21 protein-coding genes are annotated in these 26,155 nt (G+C 65.8%); 12 read left to right on the forward strand and 9 right to left on the reverse strand.

Annotation, left to right across the window (positions count from 1 at the left end; translation table 11 throughout):
* Window positions 1-19: 19 nt before the first annotated feature.
* From LK540_RS12780 to LK540_RS12810, 7 genes are all read left to right on the forward strand, one after another.
* On the forward strand, window positions 20-5,257 hold the full coding sequence (locus LK540_RS12780; protein ID WP_229437684.1) for an RHS repeat-associated core domain-containing protein: 5,238 nt from the start codon (window positions 20-22) through the stop codon (window positions 5,255-5,257).
* A gap of 23 nt (window positions 5,258-5,280) precedes the next feature.
* Complete coding sequence (locus LK540_RS12785; RefSeq protein WP_229437685.1) at window positions 5,281-5,910, forward strand: hypothetical protein; 630 nt, start codon at window positions 5,281-5,283, stop codon at window positions 5,908-5,910.
* A complete protein-coding gene (locus LK540_RS12790; RefSeq protein ID WP_229437686.1) occupies window positions 5,907-6,578 on the forward strand; it encodes a hypothetical protein in 672 nt (223 codons plus the stop codon). Before LK540_RS12785 ends, LK540_RS12790 begins: the two co-directional genes overlap by 4 nt.
* Before the next feature lie 174 nt (window positions 6,579-6,752).
* Window positions 6,753-8,753 carry a M13 family metallopeptidase gene (locus LK540_RS12795; protein WP_229437687.1) on the forward strand — a complete coding sequence of 667 codons (2,001 nt, stop codon included), beginning with the start codon at window positions 6,753-6,755 and terminating at the stop codon, window positions 8,751-8,753.
* Between the two features lie 32 nt (window positions 8,754-8,785).
* Complete coding sequence (locus tag LK540_RS12800) at window positions 8,786-9,907, forward strand: sensor histidine kinase (protein ID WP_229437688.1); 1,122 nt, start codon at window positions 8,786-8,788, stop codon at window positions 9,905-9,907.
* Window positions 9,904-10,620: a LytTR family DNA-binding domain-containing protein gene (locus LK540_RS12805; protein ID WP_229437689.1), complete on the forward strand. Its 717-nt coding sequence runs from the start codon at window positions 9,904-9,906 to the stop codon at window positions 10,618-10,620. The genes LK540_RS12800 and LK540_RS12805 overlap by 4 nt, the downstream gene beginning before the upstream one ends.
* 202 nt (window positions 10,621-10,822) lie before the next feature.
* On the forward strand, window positions 10,823-11,026 hold the full coding sequence (locus LK540_RS12810) for a cold-shock protein (protein ID WP_229437690.1): 204 nt from the start codon (window positions 10,823-10,825) through the stop codon (window positions 11,024-11,026).
* A gap of 339 nt (window positions 11,027-11,365) precedes the next feature.
* Here the strand turns inward: LK540_RS12810 and LK540_RS12815 are convergent, their stop codons facing one another.
* The 4 genes from LK540_RS12815 to LK540_RS12830 all read right to left on the reverse strand — a co-directional run bounded on the left by LK540_RS12815 (window position 11,366) and on the right by LK540_RS12830 (window position 17,009).
* On the reverse strand, window positions 11,366-11,782 hold the full coding sequence (locus LK540_RS12815; protein ID WP_229437691.1) for a gamma-butyrobetaine hydroxylase-like domain-containing protein: 417 nt from the start codon (window positions 11,780-11,782) through the stop codon (window positions 11,366-11,368).
* Window positions 11,783-11,790: 8 nt separating this feature from the next.
* Window positions 11,791-12,240 carry an HIT family protein gene (locus LK540_RS12820; protein WP_229437692.1) on the reverse strand — a complete coding sequence of 150 codons (450 nt, stop codon included), beginning with the start codon at window positions 12,238-12,240 and terminating at the stop codon, window positions 11,791-11,793.
* Window positions 12,241-12,250: 10 nt separating this feature from the next.
* Entirely contained in the window at window positions 12,251-16,270 is a 4,020-nt protein-coding gene (locus tag LK540_RS12825) for an FAD/FMN-binding oxidoreductase (protein WP_229437693.1), read from the reverse strand.
* Between the two features lie 235 nt (window positions 16,271-16,505).
* Window positions 16,506-17,009 carry a YqaA family protein gene (locus LK540_RS12830; protein ID WP_229437694.1) on the reverse strand — a complete coding sequence of 168 codons (504 nt, stop codon included), beginning with the start codon at window positions 17,007-17,009 and terminating at the stop codon, window positions 16,506-16,508.
* A gap of 182 nt (window positions 17,010-17,191) precedes the next feature.
* Here LK540_RS12830 and ilvA point away from each other — a divergent pair, with 182 nt between their 5' ends.
* The 5 genes from ilvA (at window position 17,192) to rapZ (ending at window position 22,825) form a co-directional block, all read left to right on the forward strand.
* Window positions 17,192-18,724, forward strand: coding sequence for a threonine ammonia-lyase, biosynthetic (gene ilvA / locus LK540_RS12835; protein WP_229437695.1), 1,533 nt, complete (start codon window positions 17,192-17,194; stop codon window positions 18,722-18,724).
* A gap of 471 nt (window positions 18,725-19,195) precedes the next feature.
* Window positions 19,196-20,026, forward strand: coding sequence for an NADPH-dependent 7-cyano-7-deazaguanine reductase QueF (gene queF, locus LK540_RS12840; protein ID WP_229437696.1), 831 nt, complete (start codon window positions 19,196-19,198; stop codon window positions 20,024-20,026).
* A 345-nt stretch (window positions 20,027-20,371) separates the two neighbouring features.
* On the forward strand, window positions 20,372-20,854 hold the full coding sequence (locus LK540_RS12845; protein ID WP_229437697.1) for a PTS sugar transporter subunit IIA: 483 nt from the start codon (window positions 20,372-20,374) through the stop codon (window positions 20,852-20,854).
* Between the two features lie 35 nt (window positions 20,855-20,889).
* Window positions 20,890-21,825 (forward strand): HPr(Ser) kinase/phosphatase, encoded by a 936-nt coding sequence (hprK, locus tag LK540_RS12850; protein ID WP_229437698.1) that lies wholly within the window; start codon window positions 20,890-20,892, stop codon window positions 21,823-21,825.
* 136 nt (window positions 21,826-21,961) lie between these two features.
* Window positions 21,962-22,825 (forward strand): RNase adapter RapZ, encoded by an 864-nt coding sequence (rapZ, locus tag LK540_RS12855; protein ID WP_229437699.1) that lies wholly within the window; start codon window positions 21,962-21,964, stop codon window positions 22,823-22,825.
* 61 nt (window positions 22,826-22,886) lie between these two features.
* On the opposite strand, the gene LK540_RS12860 is transcribed toward rapZ, so the two are convergent.
* The 5 genes from LK540_RS12860 to hpf all read right to left on the reverse strand — a co-directional run bounded on the left by LK540_RS12860 (window position 22,887) and on the right by hpf (window position 26,121).
* The gene (locus LK540_RS12860; RefSeq protein ID WP_229437700.1) at window positions 22,887-23,657 is read right to left on the reverse strand and encodes an APH(3')-II family aminoglycoside O-phosphotransferase; all 771 of its coding nucleotides are present in this window, start codon (window positions 23,655-23,657) and stop codon (window positions 22,887-22,889) included.
* A 74-nt stretch (window positions 23,658-23,731) separates the two neighbouring features.
* On the reverse strand, window positions 23,732-24,031 hold the full coding sequence (locus LK540_RS12865) for a hypothetical protein (protein WP_229437701.1): 300 nt from the start codon (window positions 24,029-24,031) through the stop codon (window positions 23,732-23,734).
* A gap of 26 nt (window positions 24,032-24,057) precedes the next feature.
* Window positions 24,058-24,513, reverse strand: a complete 456-nt coding sequence (locus tag LK540_RS12870) for a hypothetical protein (RefSeq protein WP_229437702.1) — start codon at window positions 24,511-24,513, stop codon at window positions 24,058-24,060.
* 36 nt (window positions 24,514-24,549) lie between these two features.
* A complete protein-coding gene (locus LK540_RS12875) occupies window positions 24,550-25,635 on the reverse strand; it encodes an enoyl-CoA hydratase/isomerase family protein (protein WP_229437703.1) in 1,086 nt (361 codons plus the stop codon).
* A 132-nt stretch (window positions 25,636-25,767) separates the two neighbouring features.
* Window positions 25,768-26,121 (reverse strand): ribosome hibernation-promoting factor, HPF/YfiA family, encoded by a 354-nt coding sequence (gene hpf / locus LK540_RS12880; protein ID WP_229437704.1) that lies wholly within the window; start codon window positions 26,119-26,121, stop codon window positions 25,768-25,770.
* Window positions 26,122-26,155 lie beyond the last annotated feature (34 nt).

Here is a 26,155-nt window from a genome sequence, read left to right on the forward strand (position 1 = left end):
CCGACTGTTCATCCATTCCATGACTGACCCGACCACGCCCATGACCCGCTTTCCGCTCCCTGCCAGCATGCTGCGCGCCGCCCTGATGTCGGCCGCCCTGGCCACCCTGGCCTCCCCCGCCCAGGCCGAGATCCCCGGCTTCCCGATAACGCCGGACTGCCCGCCCAACTCCAGCTGCGTGCCCAGCACCCCGCCGGTCACGCCGCCCGGCACCTGTGGCCCCGGCCCGGGCGGGGCCACCTGCGGCGCCGGCGGTCCGGCCGCCAGCGGCAGCGCCACCGGCATCAACGTCGGCGCCGGCAACCCGGTCAACATCATCAATGGCAACAAGTACGGGCGCGAAGTCGACATGCCCGCCCTGCCCGGCGTGCTCGGCCTCGAGATCGTGCGCCACTACAACAGCGCGTACAGCGGGCCGAACGGCTCGACCAACCTGCTGGGGCGCGGCTGGAAGCTGTCCTACGAAACCGACCTGTACATCACTCCGGCCACGCTGCAGGTGGTGCAGGCCGACGGCAGCCGCATCATCTTCAGCCGCGACCCGCGCCAGCCCAGCCTGTGCGCCAGCGGCGATCCGGCCGACGGCAGCATCGAGATCATCCGCCGCACCCGCCAGGAAGAATACGTGTGGACCATGGCCGACGGCCGCAAGCTCAGCTTCGACACCAGGGGCAAGCTGGTCCAGGTGCGCCATCCGGGCGGCGAGTTCCTCACCCTCGGCTACGACCGCGGCGGCCTGCTGCTGAGCGTGACCGATCCGCAAGGCCGCAGCCTGCGCCTGAACTACCGCAGCCGCAGCAGCAATGCCTTTGCCGGCGTGGAGTCGATCGACAGCCCGCTCGGCCGCTTTACCTACCGCCATGGCGGCACGCCGCCCAAAGGCGCAACGGTGGGCGCGCGCGACCTGCTGGCCAACCTGGCCGGGGTGCGCTATCCGGGCAATGCCGGCGGGCGCGACTACCACTACGAAGACACGCTGCGCCCGACCTACCTGACCGGTATCAGCCTGCTCGACGGGCAAGGTGCGCAGCGCTATGCGACCTACCGCTACAACGCCGACGGCAAGGCGGTATTCACTAGCCACGCCGGCAACAGCGGAAAAGTGGAACTCGACTTCAGCGCGCCCGGCCGCACCACGCTCACCAACAGCCTGGGCCAGAAGACCGTGTACCGCCACGCGGTGCTGGCCGGCCAGTACCGCCTGCTCGAGGTGCGCGGCCCCGGCTGCGCCGACTGCGGCGAAACCAACCTGCGCTACAGCTACGACGAGGCCGGACGCCTGCTCGAAACCACCAAGCTCGACCGCAACGGCCAGCCGCTGCGCGGCCTGCGCACCGAATACGATGCGCGCAGCCGGCCGCTGCGCATCCGCCAGTTCGCCTACGTCAACGGCAAGCCCGCCCGCGCCGAACTGGTCACGCGCTACGAGTACGGCCAGTTCGACAGCCCGACCCTGATCGTCCGCCCAAGCGTGGTGGCCGGCAAGGAGGCGGTCACCCGCATCGCCTACAACGACGCGGCCCAGCCGCTCAGCATCAGCGAACACGGCTGGGCGCCGCATGCCGGTGACCAGGCCGGCGCCGCCGTGCCGATCGTACGCACCACGCGCTACGGCTACCGCACCGTGAACGGCCGCAGCCTGCTGGCGCGCATCGACGGCCCGCTGCCGAACGGGCCCAAGGCGACGCCGGCCGACTCCGACATCACCGAGATCGAATGGGACGGCAAGGGCAATGCGCCGCTGGCGCTGACCCGGCCGGGCATGCTGCGCAGCAGCGTCGAGTACGACGCCCTGTGGCGCATCGCCGGCGTGCGCAGCGACAGCGGCGCCGCCACCCGCTACGGCTATGACGCACGCGGCCGCCGCAGCACGGTGACGAGCGGCGGCATCGCCTGGCAGACCCGCTTCGACGTCCTCGACCGGATCGCGGAAACCGGCTACACCAAAGACGGCGCCTACACGGCCACCAGCCGCCGCGGCGCCGACCTGGGCGGCCTGAATGTCTGGAGCGTGAACCGGGACGGGCAATGGCAGCGCCAGCTGTTCGACACCGAGGGCCGCCTGCGCGAAACCGGCCTGCGCGCCGGCGCCCGTGCCCAGGTGCGCCAGTATGCCTACGACGAGGCCAACCGCCTGAGCGCGGTGAGCGACGCCGAAGGCGGCGTGCGCCGCATCGTCTGGAACGCGGCCGACCAGGCCGAGGCGCGCATCGATGCGCTCGGCCGCGTCCAGCGCTACCGCTACGACGGTTCCGGCCAGCTGGCCGAGGTGATCGACGCCGCGAATACCTGGCAGGCGCAGGCCACGCAGATCGAGCGCGACGCGCTGGGCATCACGACCGCGGTCACCGCCGCCAACGGCGCGCGCACCCGCTACACCACCGACGATTTCGGCCGCACCCTGCGCATCGACAGCCCGGACAGCGGCGCCGCCACGCGCCGCTACGACGAGGCCGGCCGCCTGGTGGCCACCGGCGACGCGCTCGGCAACCGCGCCGAGTACCGCTACGACGCCGCCGGCCGCATCGTGCGCCAGAGCGTGAGCGGCCCCGGCATGGCGCGCCCGCAGGTCACCAGCTGGATCTATGAGGGCGCGCTGCTGGTGGCGGTCGAGCACCCCGTGCAGGGCGAGCGTTACGCCTACGACGCCAAGGGACGCCTGCTGCAGAAGACAGTCACCCTGCAGCGCCCGGGCGGCGCGCCGCTGGTCAGCAGCGTGCGCTACGGCTACGGCGCCGACGGGCAGACGGAGTCGGTGACGCTGGCCGACGGCAGCCTGCTGCAGGTGAAGCGCGACGCCATGAACGCGGTCGTGGGGCTCGAGCGCCAGCGCATCGTCACGCCCTGGCTGCGCTGGATGCTGCCGGCCGAGCGCCTGGCGCACGGCATCCGGCGCGACCTGGCCGACATCAGCGGCTTCGAGTACGGCAACGGCATCCGGGCACGCTTCGAGCGCAGCGCAGCAGGCGCCCTGGCGCGCGTGGCCTACGAGCGGGGGCCTGGAACGGCACAGGCGCCGGGCGCCGGCCATGCGCCGGCTGCGGCCAGCGCCAGCCTGGCGCGGCGCTTCGGCATCGCGCCGGCCCATGCGGCATCCGCGCAGCCGGCGGCGCCGCTGGCCCTGCGCTTCGATACGCAGGCCGTGCTCGACTACCGCTACCTGTGGGACGTGCAGGGCAACCTGCTGCGCCTGGCCGCTGCCGGCGGCGTGCGCGACCACGCCTACGATGCGCACGACCGCCTGATCGTGGAAGCACGCCGCGACACGGCCGCCGGCCTGCGCCAGGTGGCGCTCGACGGCGCCGCTGAAGCGCGCTATTTCTACGACAAGGGCGGCAACCGCATCCTGGGCCAGGAAGGCGCCACGCTGCGCACCGCCTATGCGCCGGACAGCAACCGCTGGCTGGGCCAGCCCGGGGCGCAAGGCGCGGTGCAATACGATGCGAACGGCCAGCCGCGCAGTGCCGGCAAGCGCAGCTATGGCTGGGACGCGCTCGGCAAGCTGGTGTCGGTGCGCGAAGGCGCCCGCCTGCTCGCCGAGTACCGCTACAACCACCGCGGCGAACGGGTCGCCAAGCGCACCGGCGACCAGCAGCGCTTCTACCTGTACAGCGGACGCCGCCTGAACGCCGAACTCGATGCCGAAGGCCGCGTGCTGCGCGAGTATGTCTACCTGGCGGGCCGGCCGCTGGCGGTGATCGACAGCGAAGATGGCGTCGACCCAGCCACCCCCGCCTCGGCCTTCGTGCAGGCGCTGCGCGACGTCGGCACCGCCTTCCGCAACTGGTTCGGCATCGCAGGCCAGAGCGTGACCTACCTGCACACCAACCACCTGGGCGCGCCGGAAGCGGCCACCGATGGCGACGGCAAGGCGGTGTGGAAGGTGCGCTATGCCGCCTTTGGCGCCGTGACGGCGGACGAACGTGTCCGCAGCGCCTTCCGCCAGCCGCTGCGCCTGCCGGGCCAGGTCGAGGACGAGGAAACCGGCCTGTACTACAACGACCACCGCTACTACGATCCGCGCACCGGCCGCTACCTGAGCCCCGACCCGCTCGGGCTGCATGCCGCGGCAAATGCGTATGCCTACGTCGACAGCAATCCGCTCAAGTACGTGGACCCGGAAGGGCTGGTCCTGTTTGCGTTCGACGGCACGGGCAATACCCAGGATGCGAACTGGCTGAGGGAAAACCAGAGTTCGCTCTCGAACGTGGCCCTGTTCCAGCGCGCCTACAGCGACAACAGCCGCTACATCTCGGGCGTGGGGACGGTCGACACCAGCGACCCGTCGCGGCCGATCCGGCCCGGCGACTACGTGCCCTGGTATATTCCCCTGTCCGACGAAAAGGCCGACATGGGCGCCAACTACTCGGGCCGGGCCAGGATCGAGCGCATGGTGGAGTATTTCAGGATGGAGGCCGACCTTGCCGCCGACAACGAGATCATGGAAATCGACATCATCGGCTTCAGCCGGGGCGCCGCCCAAGCGCGCGACTTCGCCAACCGGATCGTCGCCAATACCACCAACGGCTGGTACCGCTACACGACGATCGAAAACGGCGCGACGGTCACCCATTGCCAGCGCGTGAACTTCCGCTTCATGGGCTTGTGGGATACGGTGCTCAGCACGGACTGGGGCTCGGGCCCGGATTACCAGCTCGGCATTCCCGACCAGTTTGCGTATGTGGCGCAGGCCGTGGCGCTGAACGAGTTCCGTGGCCAGACCCTGCGTGACCTGTCCGGTTCCGTAGGCGCCTTCCCGCTGGAGTCGATACTGGGGAACAGGGCGCCGGAAAACAAGACCCGCATCGAACTCGGCTTCATCGGCGCGCACGCGGACATCGGTGGCGGCTTTGCCTCCGACCAGAACGACCTGGCCAAGGTTGCGCTGAACTGGATGCTGAACCAGGCTGTCAAGGCGGGCGTGCCGGTCAGCACCAGCACGGCGCCGATCAAGGCCGATCCGGTCCTGCACGACAAGAGCGACAACCAGTTCACCGGCGCCCCGACCGCATCCGAGGAAGACCGCCAAGTCCGCTACACGAACGGCCGCACCTCGACGCAGCGCAACATGTCGGGAGCCGGCATGGAGTTCGGCGACACCGGCCAGTTCATTTCCTACCTGCCGGGTACGGCCGATGCGGAGGGCAACCTGGTGCGCACGCCACGCGCCGATTACGTTACCGGTAACGTCAACATGCCGGCCTACCTGGAATGGCTGAAGCAGCACGGCTATGACCTGACCCTCACCGTTCAATGACAGCCCCCACGATGAAAGCACACATGATGCGACTGCGACTTCTCCCCCTGCTTGGCCTGCTCAGCCTTCCCTTGTCAAGCGCATGGGCCGCCCACGATGGCGGCGCGGGACAGGCGCCTGGCCGGCCGCCCGGTTTCGGCACGCTCAGGCTGGACGCGAATCCCGAGAAAACCTTCGTCTCGGTCTTCGACGACAAAGGCCAGCAATTTGCCGGCGCCGCGCGCCTCGGCAAGAAAGCCGTCAGCAACAGCGCCGGCGGATCGCGCGCCCTCCCCAGGTCGATCCGGGCAACCTGGCGCAGCGGGCAGCCCTATCTCACGAGCGAAGGCACCTGGAGCGGCGGCACAGTCATGGGCGACTACACGGCGGCCGTGGCCGAACGCATCCCGCAGGAAGTCTTCGACTACATCCGCCAGCACGGCGGCGCGCTGCGCCTGAAGCTGAGGATCGTGGACGGGGCCGTGCTGGTCGGCTGGGACGTCGAACAGTTTGTAAAGGCTCAGGGCCCCGGGACGGGCGGCAGCGGTGTGCAATACGCCATGGCCGGCGGCGACTTCCGCGAGGACAGGGTCGTCAACGGCAAGGTCGTCGAACCGGGCTGGGAGCGGGTACCGCCGGCGCCGGGGCGGGCGGTCCAGCAGAAGCAGCCATGACACCGGCAATCCTGGCGCGCGCCGCCGCCCTGCTCTTGTTGACAGGCGCGGCCATTGGCGCGCAGGCGGCGTGGCCTGAAAACGACCTGGTGCTGACCGATGCAAGCGCCTGCGCGAAGCCCCGCCTGGCCGCGCCGCCGCGCCTGAAGGAATCCCACGCGCGCTACAACATCCGGCGCCGCTACATCGACCTCGATGGCAGCGGCACCTGCGTGCTGATGGAGTTCTGGGTAGAGCGGCTGAGCGGCAGCGACTCGCCCGGCATGCGCACGCTCGGGCATCGCTTCCTGCGCGCCGCCGGCAAGAAATGGGCGGCGTTCGAGACCGATCTGCAGTTGTTTCCCTACCTGCTGCGCTCGCCGGGCGGCGGGCAGGCTTACCTGGTCGTTGCCCCCGACTACGACATGGACAGCATGAGCGCCGGCGGCGTCCAGCCGGAAGTGTATGCGCGCGGCGGCTGGCAGACCGGCGAGCCGGGTTGGGTCGATCGGTATGTGCTGCTGCCGGCCGCTCAGGAACGAGGCCACATCCTGCGTGCGCTGGCCGGCCAACTGGCGCAGCGTACGGCGCCGGAGCAGCAGACACACGGCGAGCGCAAGCGCATCCGTGCCCTGCTGTTCGCAGCGGCCGAGGCGGACAAGACAGGCGCAGCGGCGCCCTTGCCCTGACGCGCCGTCTCAGTCTGTCGGCGAAAAGGCTGCGCAGCGTCATTCCCCCCGTACGCCATACGGAAACAAGCCGGCTGCCGTTCGTCCGCTTCCAGGACCGTTCGGCACCTTTTTTCCTGCACGGCCCGGACCGTCCCGATACTGGCGCTTCCTCAACCAACATCGACGACCGCCATGCGCCTTCGCCCTTGCCGCTTGCCTCTGCTCCTGCTTGCTGCCTGCATCACCCTTCCCGCCGCCGCGCTCGACACCGCCCGCCTCGACCCGGCCACGCGCGCCAACGACGATCTGTTCCGCGCCGCGAATGGCGCCTGGCTGGCGGCCACCGCGATTCCTGCCGAGCGCAGTGAAGTCTACGGCGCCGACCTGCCGGCCAGCGTCAACGCCCGCGTGCGCGCCATCGTCGACGGCCTGCGCGCGCATCCGCAAGCACCCGGCAGCATCGAACGCAAGCTGGTCGACTTCCATGACAGCATGCGCGACCTGGCCGCAATCGACCGCGCGGGTCTGGCGCCGCTGCGCGCGCAGCTGGACGCGATCGACGCGATCCGCACGGTTGACGACCTGGCGCGCTGGCAGGGCCAGGCACAGGGCATCCTCAAGACGCCGCTGTGGCTGTGGGGCGGCTTTGCCGACTTCAAGGACCCGACGCGCAACCGGGTGCTCGTGATGCAAGGCGGCCTCGGCCTGCCCGAGCGCGACTATTACCTGGGCCAGGATGCGCGCCTGCTGGCGGCGCGGGCGGCCTATCTGCGCTATCTGGAGACGCTGGCGCAGCTGGCCGGCGAGCCGCAACCGCAGGCGGCCGCGCGGCGCGTGCTGGCGCTGGAAACGCGCCTGGCGCAGGCCCACGTGCCGGCGGCCGAGGCGATGAACCCGGCGCATGTGCGCTCGCTCGACGCACACCAGCTTGCGCAACGGGCGCCCGGCCTGGCCTGGGACGCCTTTTTGCAGGCGTCGGCAATACCCGAAGGCCACGCGGTGAACGTAGTGCAGCCGGCGGCGGCTGGCGCCATCGCGGCCTTGCAGCGCGAGCTGCCGCTGGACGACTGGAAGCTGTACTTCCACCTGCGCCTGCTGGACGTGTCGGCGCCGCTGCTGCCGGCGCCCTTCCGCGCCGCGCACTTCGAATTCCGCGGCAAGGCATTGGGCGGCCTGTCGGTACCGGTGCCGCAGGACGAGCGGGCGCTCGACGCCCTCACCGAGGCGCTGGGCGATGGTCTCGGTGCGCTCTACATGGCGCGTCACTTCCCGCCCGGGCACAAGGCGCGTGTCGAAGCCATGACAGCGCAACTGCAACGCGCCGCAAGCGAAGCGGTCGTCCACATCCCCTGGCTCGGTACCCAGGCCCGCAAGGAGGCGCAGGCGAAGATCGCCGGCATGCGCGCCAAGGTCGGCTATCCGGCCACATGGCGCGACTACGGCATGCTTGCCATCGAACCCGGCGACGCCCTCGGCAACCGCAACCGCGCGCGCCGCCACGAATGGCTGCGCCTGGTCGCCCTGTCCGGCACCCCGATCGAACGCGGCGCCTGGGCCATGAGCCCGCTCGAGGCGAACGCCTTCTACGATCCAATGCTCAACGAGATCAACCTGCCGGCCGCCATCCTGCAGGCGCCCTTCTTCGATGCGGCGGCCGACGAGGCGTCCAACTACGGCGGCATCGGCGCCCTGATTGCGCACGAGATCAGCCACGCTTTTGACGCAACCGGCTCCCAGTTCGACAGCCGCGGCGTGCAGCGCGACTGGTGGACAGCCGCCGACCATGCCGCCTTCGATGCGTTCGGCAAGGGCCTGGCGGCACGCTTCGATGCGCTGGAGGCGCTGCCCGGTACGCGCGTGAACGGCAGGCTGACCCTGTCCGAGAACATGGCCGACCTGATGGGCCTGCAACTGGCCTGGCGCGCCTACCAGCATGCGCTGGGCGGCAGGCCGGCGCCCGTGATCGGCGGGCGCAGCGGCGCACAGCGTTTCTTCCTGGCCTATGCCCAGCAATGGGCGGTGAAGCGGCGCGACGAGCGCACCCTGCAGCTGCTGACGAGCGACCCGCATGCGCCGCCGGGGCTGCGCGCCAACTTCCCGGCCATGCAGCTCGACGCTTTCCACGACGCCTTTGGCACCCACGCCGGAGACGCCATGTACCTGCCTCCGGCCGCGCGCCTGCGGGTGTGGTGATGGCCAACGCTATACTGCGCCATCACCTTGCCATGACACAACAAACAACGACCATGGGCATCCGCTTCTTTCCGGCCAGCCGGCAATTCTGGTTCTATCACCTGGGCGCGGGCGCCTTCTGCATGGCGGTCACGCTGCTCACCGTCGTGCTGTGGAGTCCCCTGGCCCTGCTCGACGGCGTCTCCACCCTGCTCTGGCTGCCGCCCTACACGCTGGCCGTGCTGGCGTTTCGCTGGCTGTACCGGCGGCGCGGCTGGAAGAGCATGGGCATGGGGCGGCTGGTGCTGCTGGCGGTGGCCTACGCCAGCGCCGCGGCGGTGCTGGTGACGGCCAGCGTGGCGGCCATGACGCTGCCCTTCTTCTGGGACGACGTGGCCGTGTATTACGCGAAGTACGACATGACGCTGGACCCGTTGGCTTACCTGCTGCGTACCCTCTACGGCGCCAGCCTGCAGGCGCAGGTCTTCATCTGCGCGTGGATCTTCATTTACATCAGCTTTACCGGCAACCGCGATGCGCGCGAGGGCGCCTTGCAGACGGCGCACCTGCAGAACGCCCTGCACGAAGCACAGCTGCGCAGCCTGTCGAACCAGTTGAACCCCCACTTCCTGTTCAATTCGCTCAACAACATCCGCTTCATGATCCACGAGGATGCGCAGCGCGCCGATGCCATGCTGGTCGGCCTGTCGGAGATCCTGCGCTATTCGCTGGCGGGCGACGAGCGGCGCAAGGTGCCGCTGGCCGAGGAGCGCGCGATCGTCGAGCGCTACCTGGCCATCGCCGGCGCCGGGCTGGAAGAGCGGCTGCGCGTGCGCATCGACATTCCGCCGCAGCTCGATGCCTGCCTGGTGCCGCCGCTGCTGTTGCAGATGCTGGCCGAGAACGCGGTCAAGCACGGCATCGAGCCGCTGCGCGAGGGCGGCGCCCTGCACCTGAGCGGCAGGCAGGATGGCGCGCTGCTGCGCCTGGAGGTGATCAACAACAAGCCGGCGCATGGCGGCCGCGGCGGCCTCGAAACGGGGATGGGAATAGGCATGCGCCACCTCGCGCAGCGTCTCGGCCTGCTGTACGGCGAGCGGGCCTGGCATGAGCTGCACGACAGCGGCGCCAGCTACCGCGTGGCGCTGGCCCTGCCGCTGGAGACGGCGCCATGAAGGCCTTCGTGGTGGAAGACGCGCGCCTGGCGCGCCAGGGCCTGGTGCGCATGCTGGGTACGCATGCGGGCATCGAGGTGGTGGGCGAGGCGGACCATCCGGACACCGCCTTGCCGCTGATCCGCGCCACCTGCCCCGACGTGCTGTTCCTCGATATCCAGATGGCCGGAGCCGATGCCTTCGACCTGCTGGCGCAGCTGGACACCCACCCGCGCATCGTGTTCACCACGGCGCATGCCGAGTATGCGGTGCGCTCCTTCGAGTTCGATACGGTCGATTACCTGCTCAAGCCGGTGAGCGCCGAGCGGCTGGCGCAGGCCGTGCGCAAGCTGGAGATGCGCGCCCTGCCCGCGCCGCCGGACGCGGTACAGGCCCCGCTGGAGGCGCACAGCCGCATCTTCATCAAGGATGGGGAGCGCGCGCACATGGTGCCCCTGGCGTCGATTCGCTGCTTCGAGAGTTGCAAGAACCACGTGCAGGTGTATTTCGACCAGACCCATGCGTATGTGAAGAAGTCGCTTGGCAGCATCGAGGAGCGCTTGCCGCGCCATCTGTTTTTCCGCGTCAGCCGCCAACACATCGTGAACCTGGCTGCGATTGCCGCGATCGAGGAAGGGATGGAGGCAGCCTACATCCTGACGCTTGATAACGGGAAGAAACTGGAGATATCGCGGCGCAACGCTGCACAGTTGAAAGAAACAATGAGCCTCTGAATCGTTGCCTTAGAGATTTAATTGACTGCCGAGATGTCGTTACAACCCAACTCGGCAATAAAAGATATGCAAATTGTGCTTCACGAAAGCAAACTTATCCCTATAATAAATCTGCTTTGTTGAGTACGGCGCTAAACGTCATCCGTTCACACCAGTAGTTCAGGCAAGGCATAACAACTAATAACTTTAGGGGAGTAACAAAATGACGAGCGGTACCGTTAAATGGTTCAACGATGCAAAAGGTTTTGGTTTCATCACGCCTGACGGCGGCGGTGAAGACGTGTTCGCGCACTTCTCGGCGATCAACGCACAAGGCTTCAAGTCGCTGGCCGAAAACCAGCGCGTGACTTTCGAGATCACCACTGGTCCGAAGGGCAAGCAAGCTGCGAACATCCAGCCAGCGTAATATCGGCGATGCCGGCCTCGGCCGGCTTTGTTGAAACGAAAAAGCCAGCGCAAGCTGGCTTTTTTCGTTTGGGGCGTTTAATTATCGCTGGCTCATGGTTGGTGTTGGCTTCAACCGTACGGTGGGCACTCCGTGCCCACGCGGTTACGTGCGTATCCACTGTCTGCTGCCGTGATGACTCGCTCCGCGGCGCATCCATGAACTGCAGCGCTAACAAGACGCTTTTGAATCCGCGAACACTGTGCGGGTTTTGCATCAAATCCGCATCAAACATTGATCATGCTTCCGCGTGGGCACGGGGTGCCCACCGTACGGTCGAGGCCGCAGGCCGATGTGGCATTAGTGGTTGTGCCCACACCCACTGCGCACCTTCGCACCCGGCAGCACCTTGCCCGGCTCGCGGCCGCTGTCGCCCTCGAAACCTGCCGCATGCAGGCGCCCCATGTAGTCTGCCCACAGCGTGTCCTGCTCGCTGCCCAGCTTGTACAGATACGCCCAGGTAAAGATCCCGCTGCCGTGGCCATCGTCGAACAGCGGCTTGATGGCGTAGTTGCCGACCGGTTCCACGCCCGTCACGCCCACTTCGCGTTTGCCCACTTGCAGGGTTTCCTGGCCCGGGCCGTGGCCCATCACTTCGGCCGAAGGCGAATACACGCGCATCAGTTCGAAGGGAATCGAGAAGGTCTTGCCGTCGTCGAAGGCGATCTCGAGAATGCGGGATTTCTGGCGGACGGCCAGGTCGGTTGGTTGTGGCATTGCTGTGTTCATCCTTGTTGGTTCATGCGCCGCGCAATCGCGTCGGCGAGCTCGGGCAGCAGCGCGCGGCGTGCGGCGAGCGTTTCCTGTTCGGTCTGGCGCACGGCCGCGGCCCATACGGGCGCGGGGAAGTGCGCATCGTCAGTGTAGCGCGGGATCACGTGCCAGTGCAGGTGCGGCACCACGTTGCCCAGGCTGGCCACGTTGACCTTGGCCGGCGCCATCACTTCGCGCACGGCCTGTTCGACCTCGTACACGGCTTCGTTCAGCAGCAGCCGATCCTCGCGCGCCAGGTCGCTCATCTCGCGCACGTGGTCGCGCCAGATCACGCGGCAAAAGCCGGGATAGCTGGCGTCGTCGACGATGATTACCGACAGCTTGCTGTCGGCGTAGACCGTCATTGGCGCGGCCAGGTCGCACAGTTCGCAGCCCGGTTCGCGGATCGGCGCCGCAGTCATACCAAACCCTTCATACCAAAACCCTTTCGATGCCGCCGTTGTTGGCACGCGCCACATAATCCGGCAGCCAGTTCTCGCCCAGCAGGTGTTTCGCGATCTCGACCACGATGTAGTCGGCGCTGGTGCCGGCGTCGGCATTGTAGCGCGACAGGCCTTGCAGGCAGGACGGGCAGCTGGTCAGCACTTTGACCTCACCCTCGAAGCCGTCTTCGCGCAGCTTGGCGGCGCCCTTCTGGATTTCGTTCTCCTTGCGGTAGCGCACTTGCGTCGCGATGTCGGGACGGGTAATGGCAAAGGTGCCGGACTCGCCGCAGCAGCGATCATTCTTCTCGATCTTCACGTTGTCGACCGTCTGCACCAGCGCGTTCACGGTCTTCACCGAATCCTGCATCTTCATCGGCGTGTGGCAGGGGTCGTGGTACATGTAGCGCACGCCGTTCACGCCCTCGAGCTTGACGCCCTTCTCCAGCAGGTATTCATGGATGTCCATGATGCGGCAGCCGGGGAAGATCTTCTCGAACTCGTAGGTCGCAAGCTGGTCGTAGCAGGTGCCGCAGGAGACCAGCACGGTCTTGATGTCGAGGTAGTTCAGCGTGTTCGCCATGCGGTGGAACAGCACGCGGTTATCGGTCATCATCTTGTCGGCCTTGTCGTACTGGCCGGCGCCGCGCTGGGGATAGCCGCAGCACAGGTAGCCCGGCGGCAGCACGGTCTGCACGCCCACTTCCCACAGCATCGCTTGCGTCGCCAGGCCGACCTGCGAGAACAGCCGCTCGGAACCGCAGCCGGGGAAGTAGAACACGGCCTCGGTGTCGGCATTCGTCGCCTTCGGGTTGCGGATGATCGGGATGACCTTGTCGTCCTCGATGTCGAGCAGTGCGCGCGCGGTCTTCTTCGGCAGGTTGCCCGGCATTTTCTTGTTGATGAAGTGGATCACCTGCTCGCGCACCGGCGCCTTGCCGGTGGTCGGTGGCGGCGCTTTCACCTGGTCCTTGGCGAAGCCGCGCAGCAGCTTGTTGCCGAGGCGCTGGGCCTTGAAGCCGAAGCCCACCATCGCCTGGCGCGTGGCGTTAATCGTCGTCGGGTCGGTCGCGTTCAGGAAGAACATGGCCGCGCGGTTGGCCGGCTTGAAGCTGCGCTTGTCCATCTTGCGCAGCAAATTCCGCATGTTCATCGACACGTCGCCGAAGTCGATGTTCACCGGGCACGGGGTCACGCACTTGTGGCACACGGTGCAGTGGTCGGACACGTCCTCGAACTCCTCCCAGTGGCGGATCGACACGCCGCGGCGGGTCTGCTCTTCGTACAGGAAGGCTTCGATCAGGGCCGACGTCGCCAGGATCTTGTCGCGCGGCGAGTACAGCAAATTCGATTGCGGCACGTGCGTGGTGCAGACCGGTTTGCACTTCCCGCAGCGCAGGCAATCCTTGATGGAATTGGCGATCTCGCCGATGTCGCTCTGCTGCATGATCAGCGACTCGTGGCCCATCAGGCCGAACGACGGCGTGTAGGCGTTGGTCAGATCGGCCGCCACCGCCGTGGTGTTCAAGAGCTTGCCCTTGTTGAAGCGGCCTTCCGGATCGACGCGCTGCTTGTAGTCGCGGAATTCGCGGATCTCTTCGTCGGTCAGGAATTCGAGCTTGGTAATGCCGATACCGTGCTCGCCCGAGATCACGCCGTCCAGCGAACGCGCCAGCTTCATGATGCGCTCGACCGCCTTGTGCGCGTCCTGCAGCATGGCGTAATCGTCCGAGTTCACCGGCAGATTGGTGTGCACGTTGCCGTCGCCGGCGTGCATGTGCAAGGCCACGAACACGCGCGAACGCAATACCCGCTTGTGGATGGCGACCGTCTCGTCGAGGATGCATTTGTACGCGGCGCCGTTGAAGATCTGGCGCAGCGGCGCGCGCAGGTCCTGCTTCCAGGAGATGCGCAGGGTGTGGTCCTGGACCACGTCGAACAGCGTGGTGTCGGGATGGCGGCCGATGCGGCTGTCGAAACCGGCGGACAGGTGGCCCAGGCCGAGTTCGTCGAGCTTGGCGTGTACGGCGCGCAGTGGCTGGTCCAGGTTCGCCAGGATGAAGGCCCAGCGCGCACCAACCTGTTCCACCAGCGCCACCGCCTGCTGGGGGCGGTCGCCCATGATCTCGTCGCGCGCCACGGTGTCGCCAGTGGCGTCGTCGCTCTTTTCCAGCGGCAGGTTGCCGCCCGAGAGATAGGTGTGCAGCTGTTCCGCCAGCTGCAGCTTGTTCTTGATCGACAGCTCGACGTTGATGCGCTCGATGCCGTCGGTGTATTCGCCCATGCGGTTCAGGGGAATCACCACGTCTTCGTTGATCTTGAAGGCGTTGGTGTGGCGCGCAATCGCCGCGGTGCGGGCGCGGTCGAGCCAGAACTTCTTGCGCGCTTCCGGGCTGACGGCAACAAAACCTTCGCCGACGCGGGTGTTCGCGATGCGCACCACTTCCGAGGCGGCCATGGCGACGGCGTCCTCGTCGTCGCCAACGATATCTCCAAATAACGCCATCTTCGGCAGCGTACCGCGCTTGGACTTGGTAGCATAGCCGACCGCGCGCAGGTAGCGCTCGTCCAGGTGTTCGAGGCCGGCGAGACGCAGTGTCTCGAATTCGGGCTTGCCGCTTTTCGGCAGGCTGTCGAGATAATCCTTGATCTCGACGATCGACGGAATAGCGTCGCGCGCCTGGCCGAAGAATTCCAGCGCCACGGTGCGCGTGAACTTCGGCATCTTGTGCAGGATCCAGCGGCCCGAGGTGATCAGGCCATCGGTGCCTTCTTTCTGCACGCCCGGCAGGCCGGCCAGGAATTTGTCGGTGACGTCCTTGCCCAGGCCCTCCTTGCGGAACTTGCGGCCTTCGATGGTGAGCGTCTCGGTGCGGAAGGGTTCGCCCTTCGGCGCGCCGCGCGTGCTCGGGTGGGTCCATTCGAGCTTGAACACGGCGGTCGGCGCGTCGTGGATCTTGCCGAGGTTGTGGTCGATGCGCGTGACTTCCAGCCAGTCGCCGTTCGGGTCGACCATGCGCCAGGACGCCAGGTTATCGAGTGCCGTGCCCCACAGGACGGCCTTCTTGCCGCCGGCGTTCATGGCGATGTTCCCGCCGATGCAGGAGGCGTGGGCCGAGGTCGGGTCCACCGCGAACACGAAGCCGGCCTTTTCGGCGGCCTGCGAGACGCGCTGGGTGACGACGCCGGCGCCGGTATAAATGGTGGCGTAGTCGCGGTCCAGGCCCGGCAGGCGCGTCATCTCGACTTCGCCCAGGGCGATCAGCTTCTCGGTGTTGATCACGGCCGACATCGGGCTCAGTGGAATCGCGCCGCCGGTGTAGCCGGTGCCGCCGCCACGCGGGATGATGGTCAGGCCGAGTTCGATACAGCCTTTGACGAGGCCGGCCATTTCCTCTTCGCTGTCGGGCACCAGCACCAGGAAGGGGTATTCGACGCGCCAGTCGGTGGCGTCGGTGACGTGCGAGACGCGGTGCATGCCGTCGAAGCGGATGTTGCGCTTGTCGGTGTAGGCGCCGAGCACGGCGCGGGCGCGCTTGCGCAGGTCGTACATATCGCGGAACTCGCGGCCGAAGTCGTCGACGGCCTTGCGCGCGGCCTGCAGCAGCTGTTCGACGGCGGCGCTGCGGCTGGCGGCCGAATCTGCACTGGAACCGGCGTCGCCTTCGCTGGCGTCCACGGTGACGCGGCGCTTATCCACTTCGGCCAGGCGGTGGTGCAAGGCGTCGATCAGTTTCTGGCGCCGCTTCGGGTTGTCCAGCAAGTCGTCCTGCAAATACGGATTGCGGCGCACCACCCAGATATCGCCCAGCACCTCGTACAGCATGCGCGCGGAGCGGCCGGTCTGGCGCGCGCCGCGCAGCTCGTCGAGCAGCTGCCAGCAGGATTCGCCCAGCAGGCGGATCACGATCTCGCGGTCGGAAAACGAGGTGTAGTTATAAGGAATTTCGCGCAGGCGGGCCGGCGCGTTGTCGGCGAGGAGCGTGTGGATGTGTGCTGGGGCGTTCATGGATGGGATCGATGTTGGACTGGCCCGAAGGACAACCATTCTAGCTTATTGCGGCGCACAACGCTGGGCTGCGCGGAATCCGCGCAGGCTTGCTGAGCAACAAAATTTGCATCCAGGCCTGTGCATGCAAATTTCCTTTGCATGGGAAGCCTCTTTGGCAAGGAAGATTAGCCTTGGAGCAAACTCATCCAAATCGCATGCGCCGCGCGGTGCTCACGCTGCGCTCACCCTGCCCTCAGCCGGTGATTTTGGTGATCAGGTCGCCGACACTCTTCCAGAAACCGTCCGGCACATACAGCAACACGGCTGTCATGGTCAGGTAGCGTGCGAACTTGCCGATCGCCATGTACATCACGCTGGGCCAGAACGGCAGGTGCAGCCAGCCGGCCAGGGTGCACAGGGGGTCGCCGACGCCGGGCACCCAGGACAGCAGCATGGTCTTGGCGCCGAAGCGGCGCAGCCAGCCGAACCAGCGGCTCTGGCGTTCCTTGGCAAAGGCGATTTTCGCGCGGTAGCCGATGCCGTAGTTCAGCACGCCGCCCAGCGTATTGCCGACGGTGGCCACCAGGATCGCCGGCCAGAACATGGCGGGATTCGCCTTCACGACGGCAAACACGGCCGGCTCGGAACCGAGCGGCACCAGGGTAGCCGACACGAATGCGATGAGAAATACCGACGTGAGCCCGACTGAGGGAGCGGCAAGAACCTTGAGCAGCCAGAGGACGGCGGTTTCGATCATCGGTGGCCATTGAGGAGTTAGAGCGGTCCATTATAATGAGGAAAATCTATCGCCCTCGACACGATACGGCGCGCTAACACCCCAGCGCCTCGTATCGGCTGCACGCCTGGTCATCCGCCAGGGAACACAGTCTCGCGTCACCGGAACCAGGACACTGGCCTTTGAATTGTCACTTCCCGACCATGACTAACGACTACCTCAAGAAAATCCTCACGTCCCGCGTCTACGACGTGGCCCAGGAAACCCCGCTCGATCTCGCTCCCACCCTGTCGCAGCGCTTCGGCAACCGCATCTATTTCAAGCGCGAAGACATGCAGAGCGTGTTCAGCTTCAAGCTGCGCGGCGCCTACAACAAGATGGCGCACCTGTCTTCCGAAGCGCTCAAGCGCGGCGTGATCTGCGCCTCGGCCGGCAACCATGCCCAGGGCGTGGCCCTGTCGGCAAGCCGCCTCGGCTGCCGCGCCCTGATCGTGATGCCGACCACCACGCCGCAGGTGAAAATCGACGCCGTAAAAGCACGCGGCGGCGCGGCAGTGGAGGTGGTGCTGCATGGCGACTCCTACACCGACGCCTACCAGCACGCCCTGCTGCTCGAACGCGAGCAAAAGCTCACCTTCGTCCATCCCTTCGACGACCCCGACGTGATCGCCGGCCAGGGCACGATTGCCATGGAAATCCTGCGCCAGCATTCGGGGCCGATCCACGCGATTTTTGTCGCGATCGGCGGCGGCGGGCTGATCTCGGGCATCGGTTCGTACGTGAAAGCGGTGCGGCCAGACATCAGGGTCATCGGCGTGCAGACCATCGATTCGGATGCGATGGCGCGCAGCCTGAAGGCGGGCAAGCGCATCACCCTGCCCGACGTCGGCCTGTTCTCGGACGGCACGGCGGTGCGCCTGGTGGGCGAAGAAACCTTCCGCGTGGCGAAGGAAGTCGTGGACGAGATCATCCTGGTCGATACCGACGCGATTTGCGCGGCGATCCAGGACGTGTTCCAGGACACGCGCAGCATCCTCGAGCCGGCCGGCGCACTGGCGGTGGCCGGGGCCAAGGCGTACGTGGAACGTTCGCAGATGGGGCGCCAGCCGGTGAAGAACGAGACCCTGGTTGCCGTGGCCTGCGGCGCCAACATGAATTTCGACCGTTTGCGTTTCGTTGCCGAGCGCGCCGAGGTGGGCGAGGCGCGCGAAGCGGTGTTTGCGGTGACGATTCCCGAGCAGCGCGGCAGCTTCCGTCGCTTCTGCTCGCTGGTGGGGCCGCGCAATGTGACGGAGTTTACCTATCGCATCAGCGACGAGCGGCAGGCGCATGTGTTCGTGGGGGTGCAGGTGGGCAGCCGCGGCGAATCTTCATTGTTGGCGCGAACCTTTGAACAGCACGATTTTCGGACGCTGGATTTGACGCATGATGAGCTGGCCAAGCTGCACATCCGGCACCTGGTGGGGGGCAAGAGCGCGCTGGCGCAGGATGAGTTGCTGTACCGGTTCGAGTTTCCCGAGCGGCCGGGGGCGTTGATGCGCTTTTTGGACAGCATGGCGCCGAACTGGAATATCTCCTTGTTCCATTATCGGAACCAGGGCGGGGATGTGGGGCGCATTCTGGTCGGGTTGCAGGTGCCGGGCGGGGAGATGGAGGAGTTCCGGCAGTTTTTGGCGACGCTGGGGTACCGGTATTGGGATGAGAGTGCGAATCCGGTGTACAAGTTGTTCTTGTGATTGCTTGGGTTGAGTTGTCCTGTGCTTGAGGACGTGGGGCTGTTGCCTGTTGGGTTATCGGTATTCATGATCCGCGTGGGCACGGGGTGCCCACCCTACGGTCACCGTTATTGGCGAGTTCATACAGGAACCATCACGGCTAACGGCGAGTTCATACAGGAACCGTCACCGTTAACGGCGAGATCATATGGAACCCGAATACGCGACGTATCCCGTACGGTGGGCACCCCGTGCCCACGCGGATCATGCACGCGGATAACAGCACAGGCAACAGCCCCATTACCGCCCGCATTCCCTCTCATTCCCCCGCCAACGCGACACCATCCGCCCCCATCCCCGCCCAACCGAATCGCCCACCGATCAGCAGAAAGGTGTACGATACGCCGCTTTGCCGCCGCCGGGCCGGCAACCATTCGCGCAAGCAACATGTCACTCGACCAACGCGCAGCACCGGCCCCTCGAGACCAGATCATGACCAATACTCCCGATCAATCGCCACTTGGCAAATCCTCCGCCTACCAGACCGAATACGCGCCGGAATTGCTGTTCCCGATCCCGCGCCAGCAAAAGCGCGACGAGCTCGCCATTACCGGCACCCTGCCCTTCTTCGGCATGGACATCTGGAACGCCTATGAATTGTCGTGGCTGAACATGCGCGGCAAGCCGCAGGTGGCGATTGCCACCGTCAGCGCGCCGGCCGACTCGCCGAACATCGTCGAATCGAAGTCGTTCAAGCTGTACCTGAATTCCTTCAACCAGACCCGCGTGGCCGGCCCCGACGCCCTGCTTGCCCTGCTGCGCGAAGACCTGTCGAACGCCTTTGGCGCCCCGGTCCACATCACCCTTACCGAAGCAGAAAACTTCGGCAAGCTCAAGATGGGCGAACTCGACGGCCTGCTGCTGGACCGCCTCGACATCGACATCGACGCCTATTCGCCGGCGCCGGAACTGCTCAAGGCCAACTTCGACGAAGCCCCGGTCGAGGAAACCCTGGTCTCGCACCTGCTGAAATCGAATTGCCTGGTCACCGGCCAGCCGGACTGGGGCAGCGTGCAGATCCAGTACGCCGGTCCGCAGATCGACCAGGAAGGCTTGCTGCGCTACCTGATCGGCTTCCGCGAGCACAACGAATTCCACGAGCAATGTGTCGAACGCATCTTCATGGACGTGCTGCGCCAGTGCAAGCCGAGCAAGCTGTCGGTGTATGCGCGCTATACGCGCCGCGGCGGCCTCGACATCAACCCCTGGCGTGCGAATTTCAGCACGGGCCGTCCGCATAATCTGCGTGGCGCGCGCCAGTAACACTGTCGGTTTCAAACCACAGGGCGCGACCGAAAAACAACAGCACAAGTAACCCTGCGGTTTTCCGGGATCGTCCCCAGATACGGGTAAAAGATGGTGAAACGTGGCGCATGCCCCGCTTTCACCCACGGGATCGGGTTTTTCGTTGCGGAAATTGCGTAGGCCCTTGCGAAAGCGCAAATCGTCTGTTGCTACTGCCTGCCAAGGGGTCGAATCCATCCTCTGACAGGGGTAGGATACCGACGCGAAATCGAATCACACGGCCGTTAAAGCGGCCTATAATTCTGCACCGCAAGTTGCCCGCACAATCCACCCTGCTTTGTGCCGCACCACCAGAAGCGTGTTATGACCAACCTTAGCAAAATTCTTTCGCTTGAAAACGTCCAGCTCGACATCGAAGTGTCGAGCAAAAAACGCGCTTTCGAGCAGGCCGGCCTGATCTTCGAAAACAACTGCGGCATTGCGCGCTCGACCGTGACGGACAATCTGTTCGCGCGCGAGCGCCTCGGCTCCACCGGCCTCGGCCATGGTGTGGCCGTGCCCCACGGCCGCGTGAAAGGCAGCAAGAGCCTGAAGAACCCGATCGCCGCCTTTGTCCGCCTGGCTTCGCCGATTCCCTTCGAGTCGCCGGACGGCCGCCCGGTCAGCCTGCTGTTCTTCCTCCTGATCCCGGACCACGTGACCCAGCAGCACCTGGAAATCCTGTCCGAGATCGCGGAACTGTTCTCGGACGAGGCAATCCGTACCGCCCTGGCCAGCGATCCCGACCCGCGTTCAGTGCACGAACGAATTATCAACTGGCAACCAAGCTTGCAGGCACTGGGTTAAACTGAGGGGGTCCTTTTCCCCCTCGATTACTCGCCATGTTGCAGACTCCGCTCACCATCCAAAGGCTGTACGACGATAACCGCGACAGCCTGCAACTCGGCTGGTTCGCCGGCTTTCCCGGCGGCGAGCGGCTGATTTCCGGCGACGTGGCCTCGGCCGCCGACCAGGTCGGCCACCTGAATCTGATTCACCCGGGCCGCATCCAGGTGTTCGGCCACCAGGAACTGAACTACTACCACCGCCTGAAGTCCAGCTCGCGCACCCACGTGATCGGCGAGCTGATCGGTGGCGGCCCGCCGGCGCTGATCATCGCGCAGGGCCTGGAAACCCCGCCCGACATCCTCGCCATCTGCGACGAGCAAAACATCCCGCTCTTTTCCACGCCGCTGCCGGCAGCCCAGGTGATCGACTTCCTGCGCGTCTATTTGTCCAAGAAACTGGCCCAGCGCGTGATCATGCATGGCGTCTTCATGGACGTGCTCGGCGTGGGCGTCTTGATTACCGGCGATTCCGGCCTGGGCAAGAGCGAGCTGGGCCTGGAACTGATTTCGCGTTCGCATGGCCTGGTCGCCGACGATGCCGTGGAATTTTCGCGCATCGCCCCGAACATGATCGAAGGCCGCTGTCCGCCGCTGCTGCAGAATTTGCTGGAAGTGCGCGGCCTCGGCCTGCTCGACATCAAGGCCATCTTCGGCGAGACCGCGGTGCGCCGCAAGATGCGCTTGAAGCTCATCGTGCACCTGGTCAAGCGCGGTGTGCTCGACGAGGAAGTCGAGCGCCTGCCCTTCCACTTCCCGACCGAAGAGGTGCTGGGCCTGCCGATCCGCAAGGTCGTGATTCCCGTGGCGGCCGGCCGCAACATCGCGGTGCTGCTGGAAGCGGCCGTGCGCAACACCATCCTGCAACTGCGCGGTATCGACACCCTGCAGGAATTCATGGAACGCCAGCGCCAGGCCATGAGCGGCGATTGAGGCCGGCGCACACATCGCAAGACAAACGCAAGGGAAACACGCCCGAACGCGCGCGATTCTCTCGTATGTACGCCGAACCCCGACATTTCGCCCGGCGTCAGACGACAAGCCGGTACTGTTGCGGTATCATCGCGCCATGCACATCGTACTCATTACCGGCATTTCCGGCTCGGGCAAATCGGTTGCCCTGAACGTCCTCGAAGACGCGGGTTACTACTGCGTCGACAACCTGCCGCCGGCCCTGCTGCCGCAGCTGGTGAGAACGGTCGATGCCGAGCGCACCGCCAAGCTGGCGGTCGCCGTCGATGCGCGCAGCGCCGAGTCGCTGGCTGAACTGCCGATCAGCGTGCGTTCGCTGAAGGAAGAAGGCCACGAGGTCAAGGTGATGTTCCTGACTGCCAGCACCCACTCGCTGGTGGCGCGCTTTTCCGAAACCCGGCGCAGCCACCCGCTGTCGCACCAGCTGCGCCCGGGCGAGAATCCGGCTTCGCGCCGCACCCTGATCGAATGCATCGCCGAAGAACGCGAGCGCCTGGCGCCGATCGAGCAGCTCGGCCACGTGATCGATACTTCGGAAGCGTCGGCGAATAAACTGCGCGCCTGGATCAAGGAACTGGCCGAGGTCAAGCATGCGCCGCTGACCCTGTTCTTCGAATCGTTTGCCTTCAAGGTCGGCGTGCCGCTGGACGCCGATTTCGTGTTCGACGTGCGCGCGATTCCGAATCCCTACTACGACATCGCACTGCGTCCGCTGACCGGCAAGGACGCGCCGGTGATCGCCTTCCTCGACGCTCAGCCCAGCGCCACCGAGATGCTGGAAGACATCCGCGCCTTCGTCGAAAAATGGCTGCCCTCGTTCAAGACCGACAACCGCAGCTACCTGACGGTGGCGGTCGGCTGCACCGGCGGCCAGCACCGCTCGGTGTACATGGCCGAGCGCCTTGCCGCCTATTTCGGCGACACCGAGCGCGTAGTGCTGCGCCACCGCGAGCAGTCGTAAACGGAAAAACCCGTACAGCGTCGTAGGGTGGGTACTCGTACCCACCATTGCCGCGTTGGCCCTAGAAGAACTCGTCCAGGGAGCGATAAAACGCCACCTTGCCCGCATCGACCTGCATACCGTAGCAGTCCAGGAAAGGCTGCACCCACTCCTCCCCCAACTCTTCTGCAATATCGCGCGTGGCCAGCGCCAGGTCCTGGTGCCGGTCCGCCACGCCCAGGCGTCCGCAATCGATGAAGCCCGTGAACACGCCATCGTCGGCCATCAGGTTCGGCAAACAGGCGTCGCCATGCGTCACGACCAGGTCTTCCTGCACAGGCTGCATTGCCTTCAACCGCGCGAACAGTTCCTCGACCGGCAGACCTGCGTTTTCCTCATCCAGGTCATCCTCGTCGACCAGCCCCGCTTCCATGCGCGCGCGGGCACGCTCGATGCGCAGGCTTGCGCGGTGATCGAAGGGGCAGCCGGCAATATCCAGGCCGTGCAGGCGGCGCAAGGCATCGGCCATGATGGCAACGGTTGCCGCAGGATCGAGCCCGCTGGAGAGCAGGTCGCGGCCAGGCACGGCCGCAAGCAGCAGCCAGCCGGCGCCCGCGTTCTGCGCCGTGTCGAGCACCTGCGCACACGGCGTGCCGCTGGCAGCCAGCCAGCGCAGGCGCGCGGCTTCGTCGATCAGTTCGGACAAGGGACCGGCGGGTTCGGTCTTCAGGAACAAGGCAGGCGCACCGGGCGTATCAAGACGATACACGCGCGCCTCCGAACAGCCGATCGTTTGCGGCGAAGGCAGGTAGCTGTGCAAGCGTTCGCGCCAGTGCGCAGGCAAATCGTTCATATGTCAGTCCCGATAAAAGCGTGCTGCTGCGCGCGATACAGACAATGAACAGACAGGTGCGCGCCGTCTGTTCGTCAAGCGCTCAGGTGTTCGCTGCCAGCCACGAACAAGACATCCCGGGCGCGGATGTCGATGACGTCGCCAGACTGCATGTCGATTTCGTAGTGGCCCGGTCCCGGCTGGCGCAAGGCATTGATCGATACTGCCGGCCCCCACGGCTGCGTACGAGGCAAGGTCACATGCGACACCGCGGAAAACCGGAGGGTGCAGTGTCCCAGCGTGCCGTGCGCGATATCGATGACGCACATGCCATCCTTCCAGTCGACATGCACGGCAATCAGCCTTGCGTCATGCAGGTCCGGACCGTCCGTCATATTCGCGCACGGGACCATGGCTGCTATCAGGCCGGATGCGCGAGATCGTCCAGCGCACGAATGTCCGCGATGCGCGGCTCCGTCAACCAGAGCGCATCGACCAGCGCAAATGCTTCCTGCGCCAGCGGCGTGCCGATCACTTCCTCGCGTTCGAGCGCCCGATCGCACAGGTTCCGGTTGTCGGCAGGCCGGCCTTTGCCGCTGACCACCATGAAGAAGCCGCCACCCGGCCGTGGATGGTAGGACAGCGAGACCAGCACGCGGTCTTGCGGACCGGTGCCATCGCCCCAGAGACCGATGATCAGGTCGAAGTCCGGCGTGTGCTGCGGCTGGCCGACGGTCCAGCGCACGAAATAGGCCGCCCTGGCGCCCTCCCCATCGGACAGGCCGCCCGAGATGGAGCGGGTCCGGTTGCCGCAGCAGTCGCAATGGCCGCCGGATTCGTTCCAGCATTCGGCCTGCACGGTAGCGTGTTCAGTCATCGGGCTGCTCCAGGGTCGCGGGTTGACGGCAAGCGTTCAATCCAGGTGCCGCAGCGGATGCGCATACGCCGGCCACACCGGCGCGAAGAAACCCTCCACTATCTGCGTCGTGACTTCTTCGAGCGATGCCGGCTTCCACTGCGGCGCATTGTCCTTGTCGATTACCAGCGCGCGCACGCCTTCCAGCACTTCGCCGTGTTCGAAGTTACGGCGCACCAGCGAACGCTCCATGCGCAGGCAATCGGCCACGCTCATGGCCGCGCCGCGCACCAGCATCTCGCGCGTCACGCACATCATCAGCGGCGAGCGCTGGCGCATCGCCTTCAGGGCCTTTTGCGCGAAGGGATGCTCGTCACGTTCCAGCGATGCCATGATGGCCGCCACGGAAGCCGCGCCGAAGTGGGCGTCGATGGTGGCGCGCTGGGCCTGCAGTTCGCTGGCGCCGATGTCGCCCGCAAAGCCGGCGGCAAACGCGCGGATCGCATCGGCCAGCTGCGCACCCGGCGTCGCATCGATCAATTCATGCAGGGCCTGCAACTGCGCACCCGGCACGTACACGTCGGCCAGCCCGACATACAGCGCGTCGGCCGCACCGACCGTCAGCCCGGTCAGGCCAAGATAGTTGCCCAGCTGCCCAGGCGCATGCGACAGGAAGTGACTGCCGCCCACGTCCGGGAACAAACCGATGTTCACTTCCGGCATCGCCATTTTCGTGCGGTCGGTGACGATGCGCAGGCCGGTGTCCGGACCGCCCTGGGCGATGCCCATGCCGCCGCCCATCACCACGCCATCCATGATCGAGATATACGGTTTCGGGTAGAAGTGGATCAGGTGGTTCAGCGCGTATTCTTCGGTGAAGAAGTCTTCCAGCAGCGCGCTGCCGCCAGTCGGCGTGGCATGTCCGGCTTCGTGGAAGAAGCGGATGTCGCCGCCCGCGCACAGGGCCTTTTCGCTGCTGCTGGTGATGACCACAGCATCGACCGACGCATCGTCGCGCCAGGCCAGCAGGGTCTCGGTCAGGCGCCGCACCATGTCCAGCGATAGGGAGTTCAAGGCCTTCGGGCGATCAAGGGTAATCGTACCGGTGCCGTTGGTAATGCGGGTCTGGACGTGGTCGCTCATGGTCGAAAATAGTGGCAGAAAAAACATGCATTCTACCGAAGACCTGCGGCCGCGGGGTATTGACGAGAGAGGGGTGGAAAATGAAAAGGGCGCCCGGCGGGCGCCCTCGTTCAGACGGTGCTTGCCGGCCTGTCAGGCTGCGGCTGCCTCTCCGCCTTCAGGGAGACGCTTGAGTGCGTCGCGACTATGACTCTTGAGCATGTCCTTGTACTTCATCACTTGCCGGTCCAGCCTGTCCATCAACAGATCGATCGCAGCGTACAAATCTTGCGCCACACTTTCCACGTGCACGGTCTTGCCAGAGACGCGCAAGTTGATCTCGGCCTTCTGCCTTTTTTCTTTTTCGGTGAGATTGTCGATCGCGAGGATCACGTGGGAATCGATCACTTGATCGAAGTGGCGGGTAATGCGCTCAAGCTTGCTTTGTACGTATTCACGAATGGCGGGAGTAACGTCGAGGTGGTGACCGCTGATAGTGAGATTCATACACACTCCTTTGAAGAGGTGGCGGCTGCCGCGC

This window comes from Massilia sp. IC2-278, from assembly GCF_020708045.1.
Taxonomy (GTDB): Bacteria; Pseudomonadota; Gammaproteobacteria; order Burkholderiales; family Burkholderiaceae_D; genus Telluria.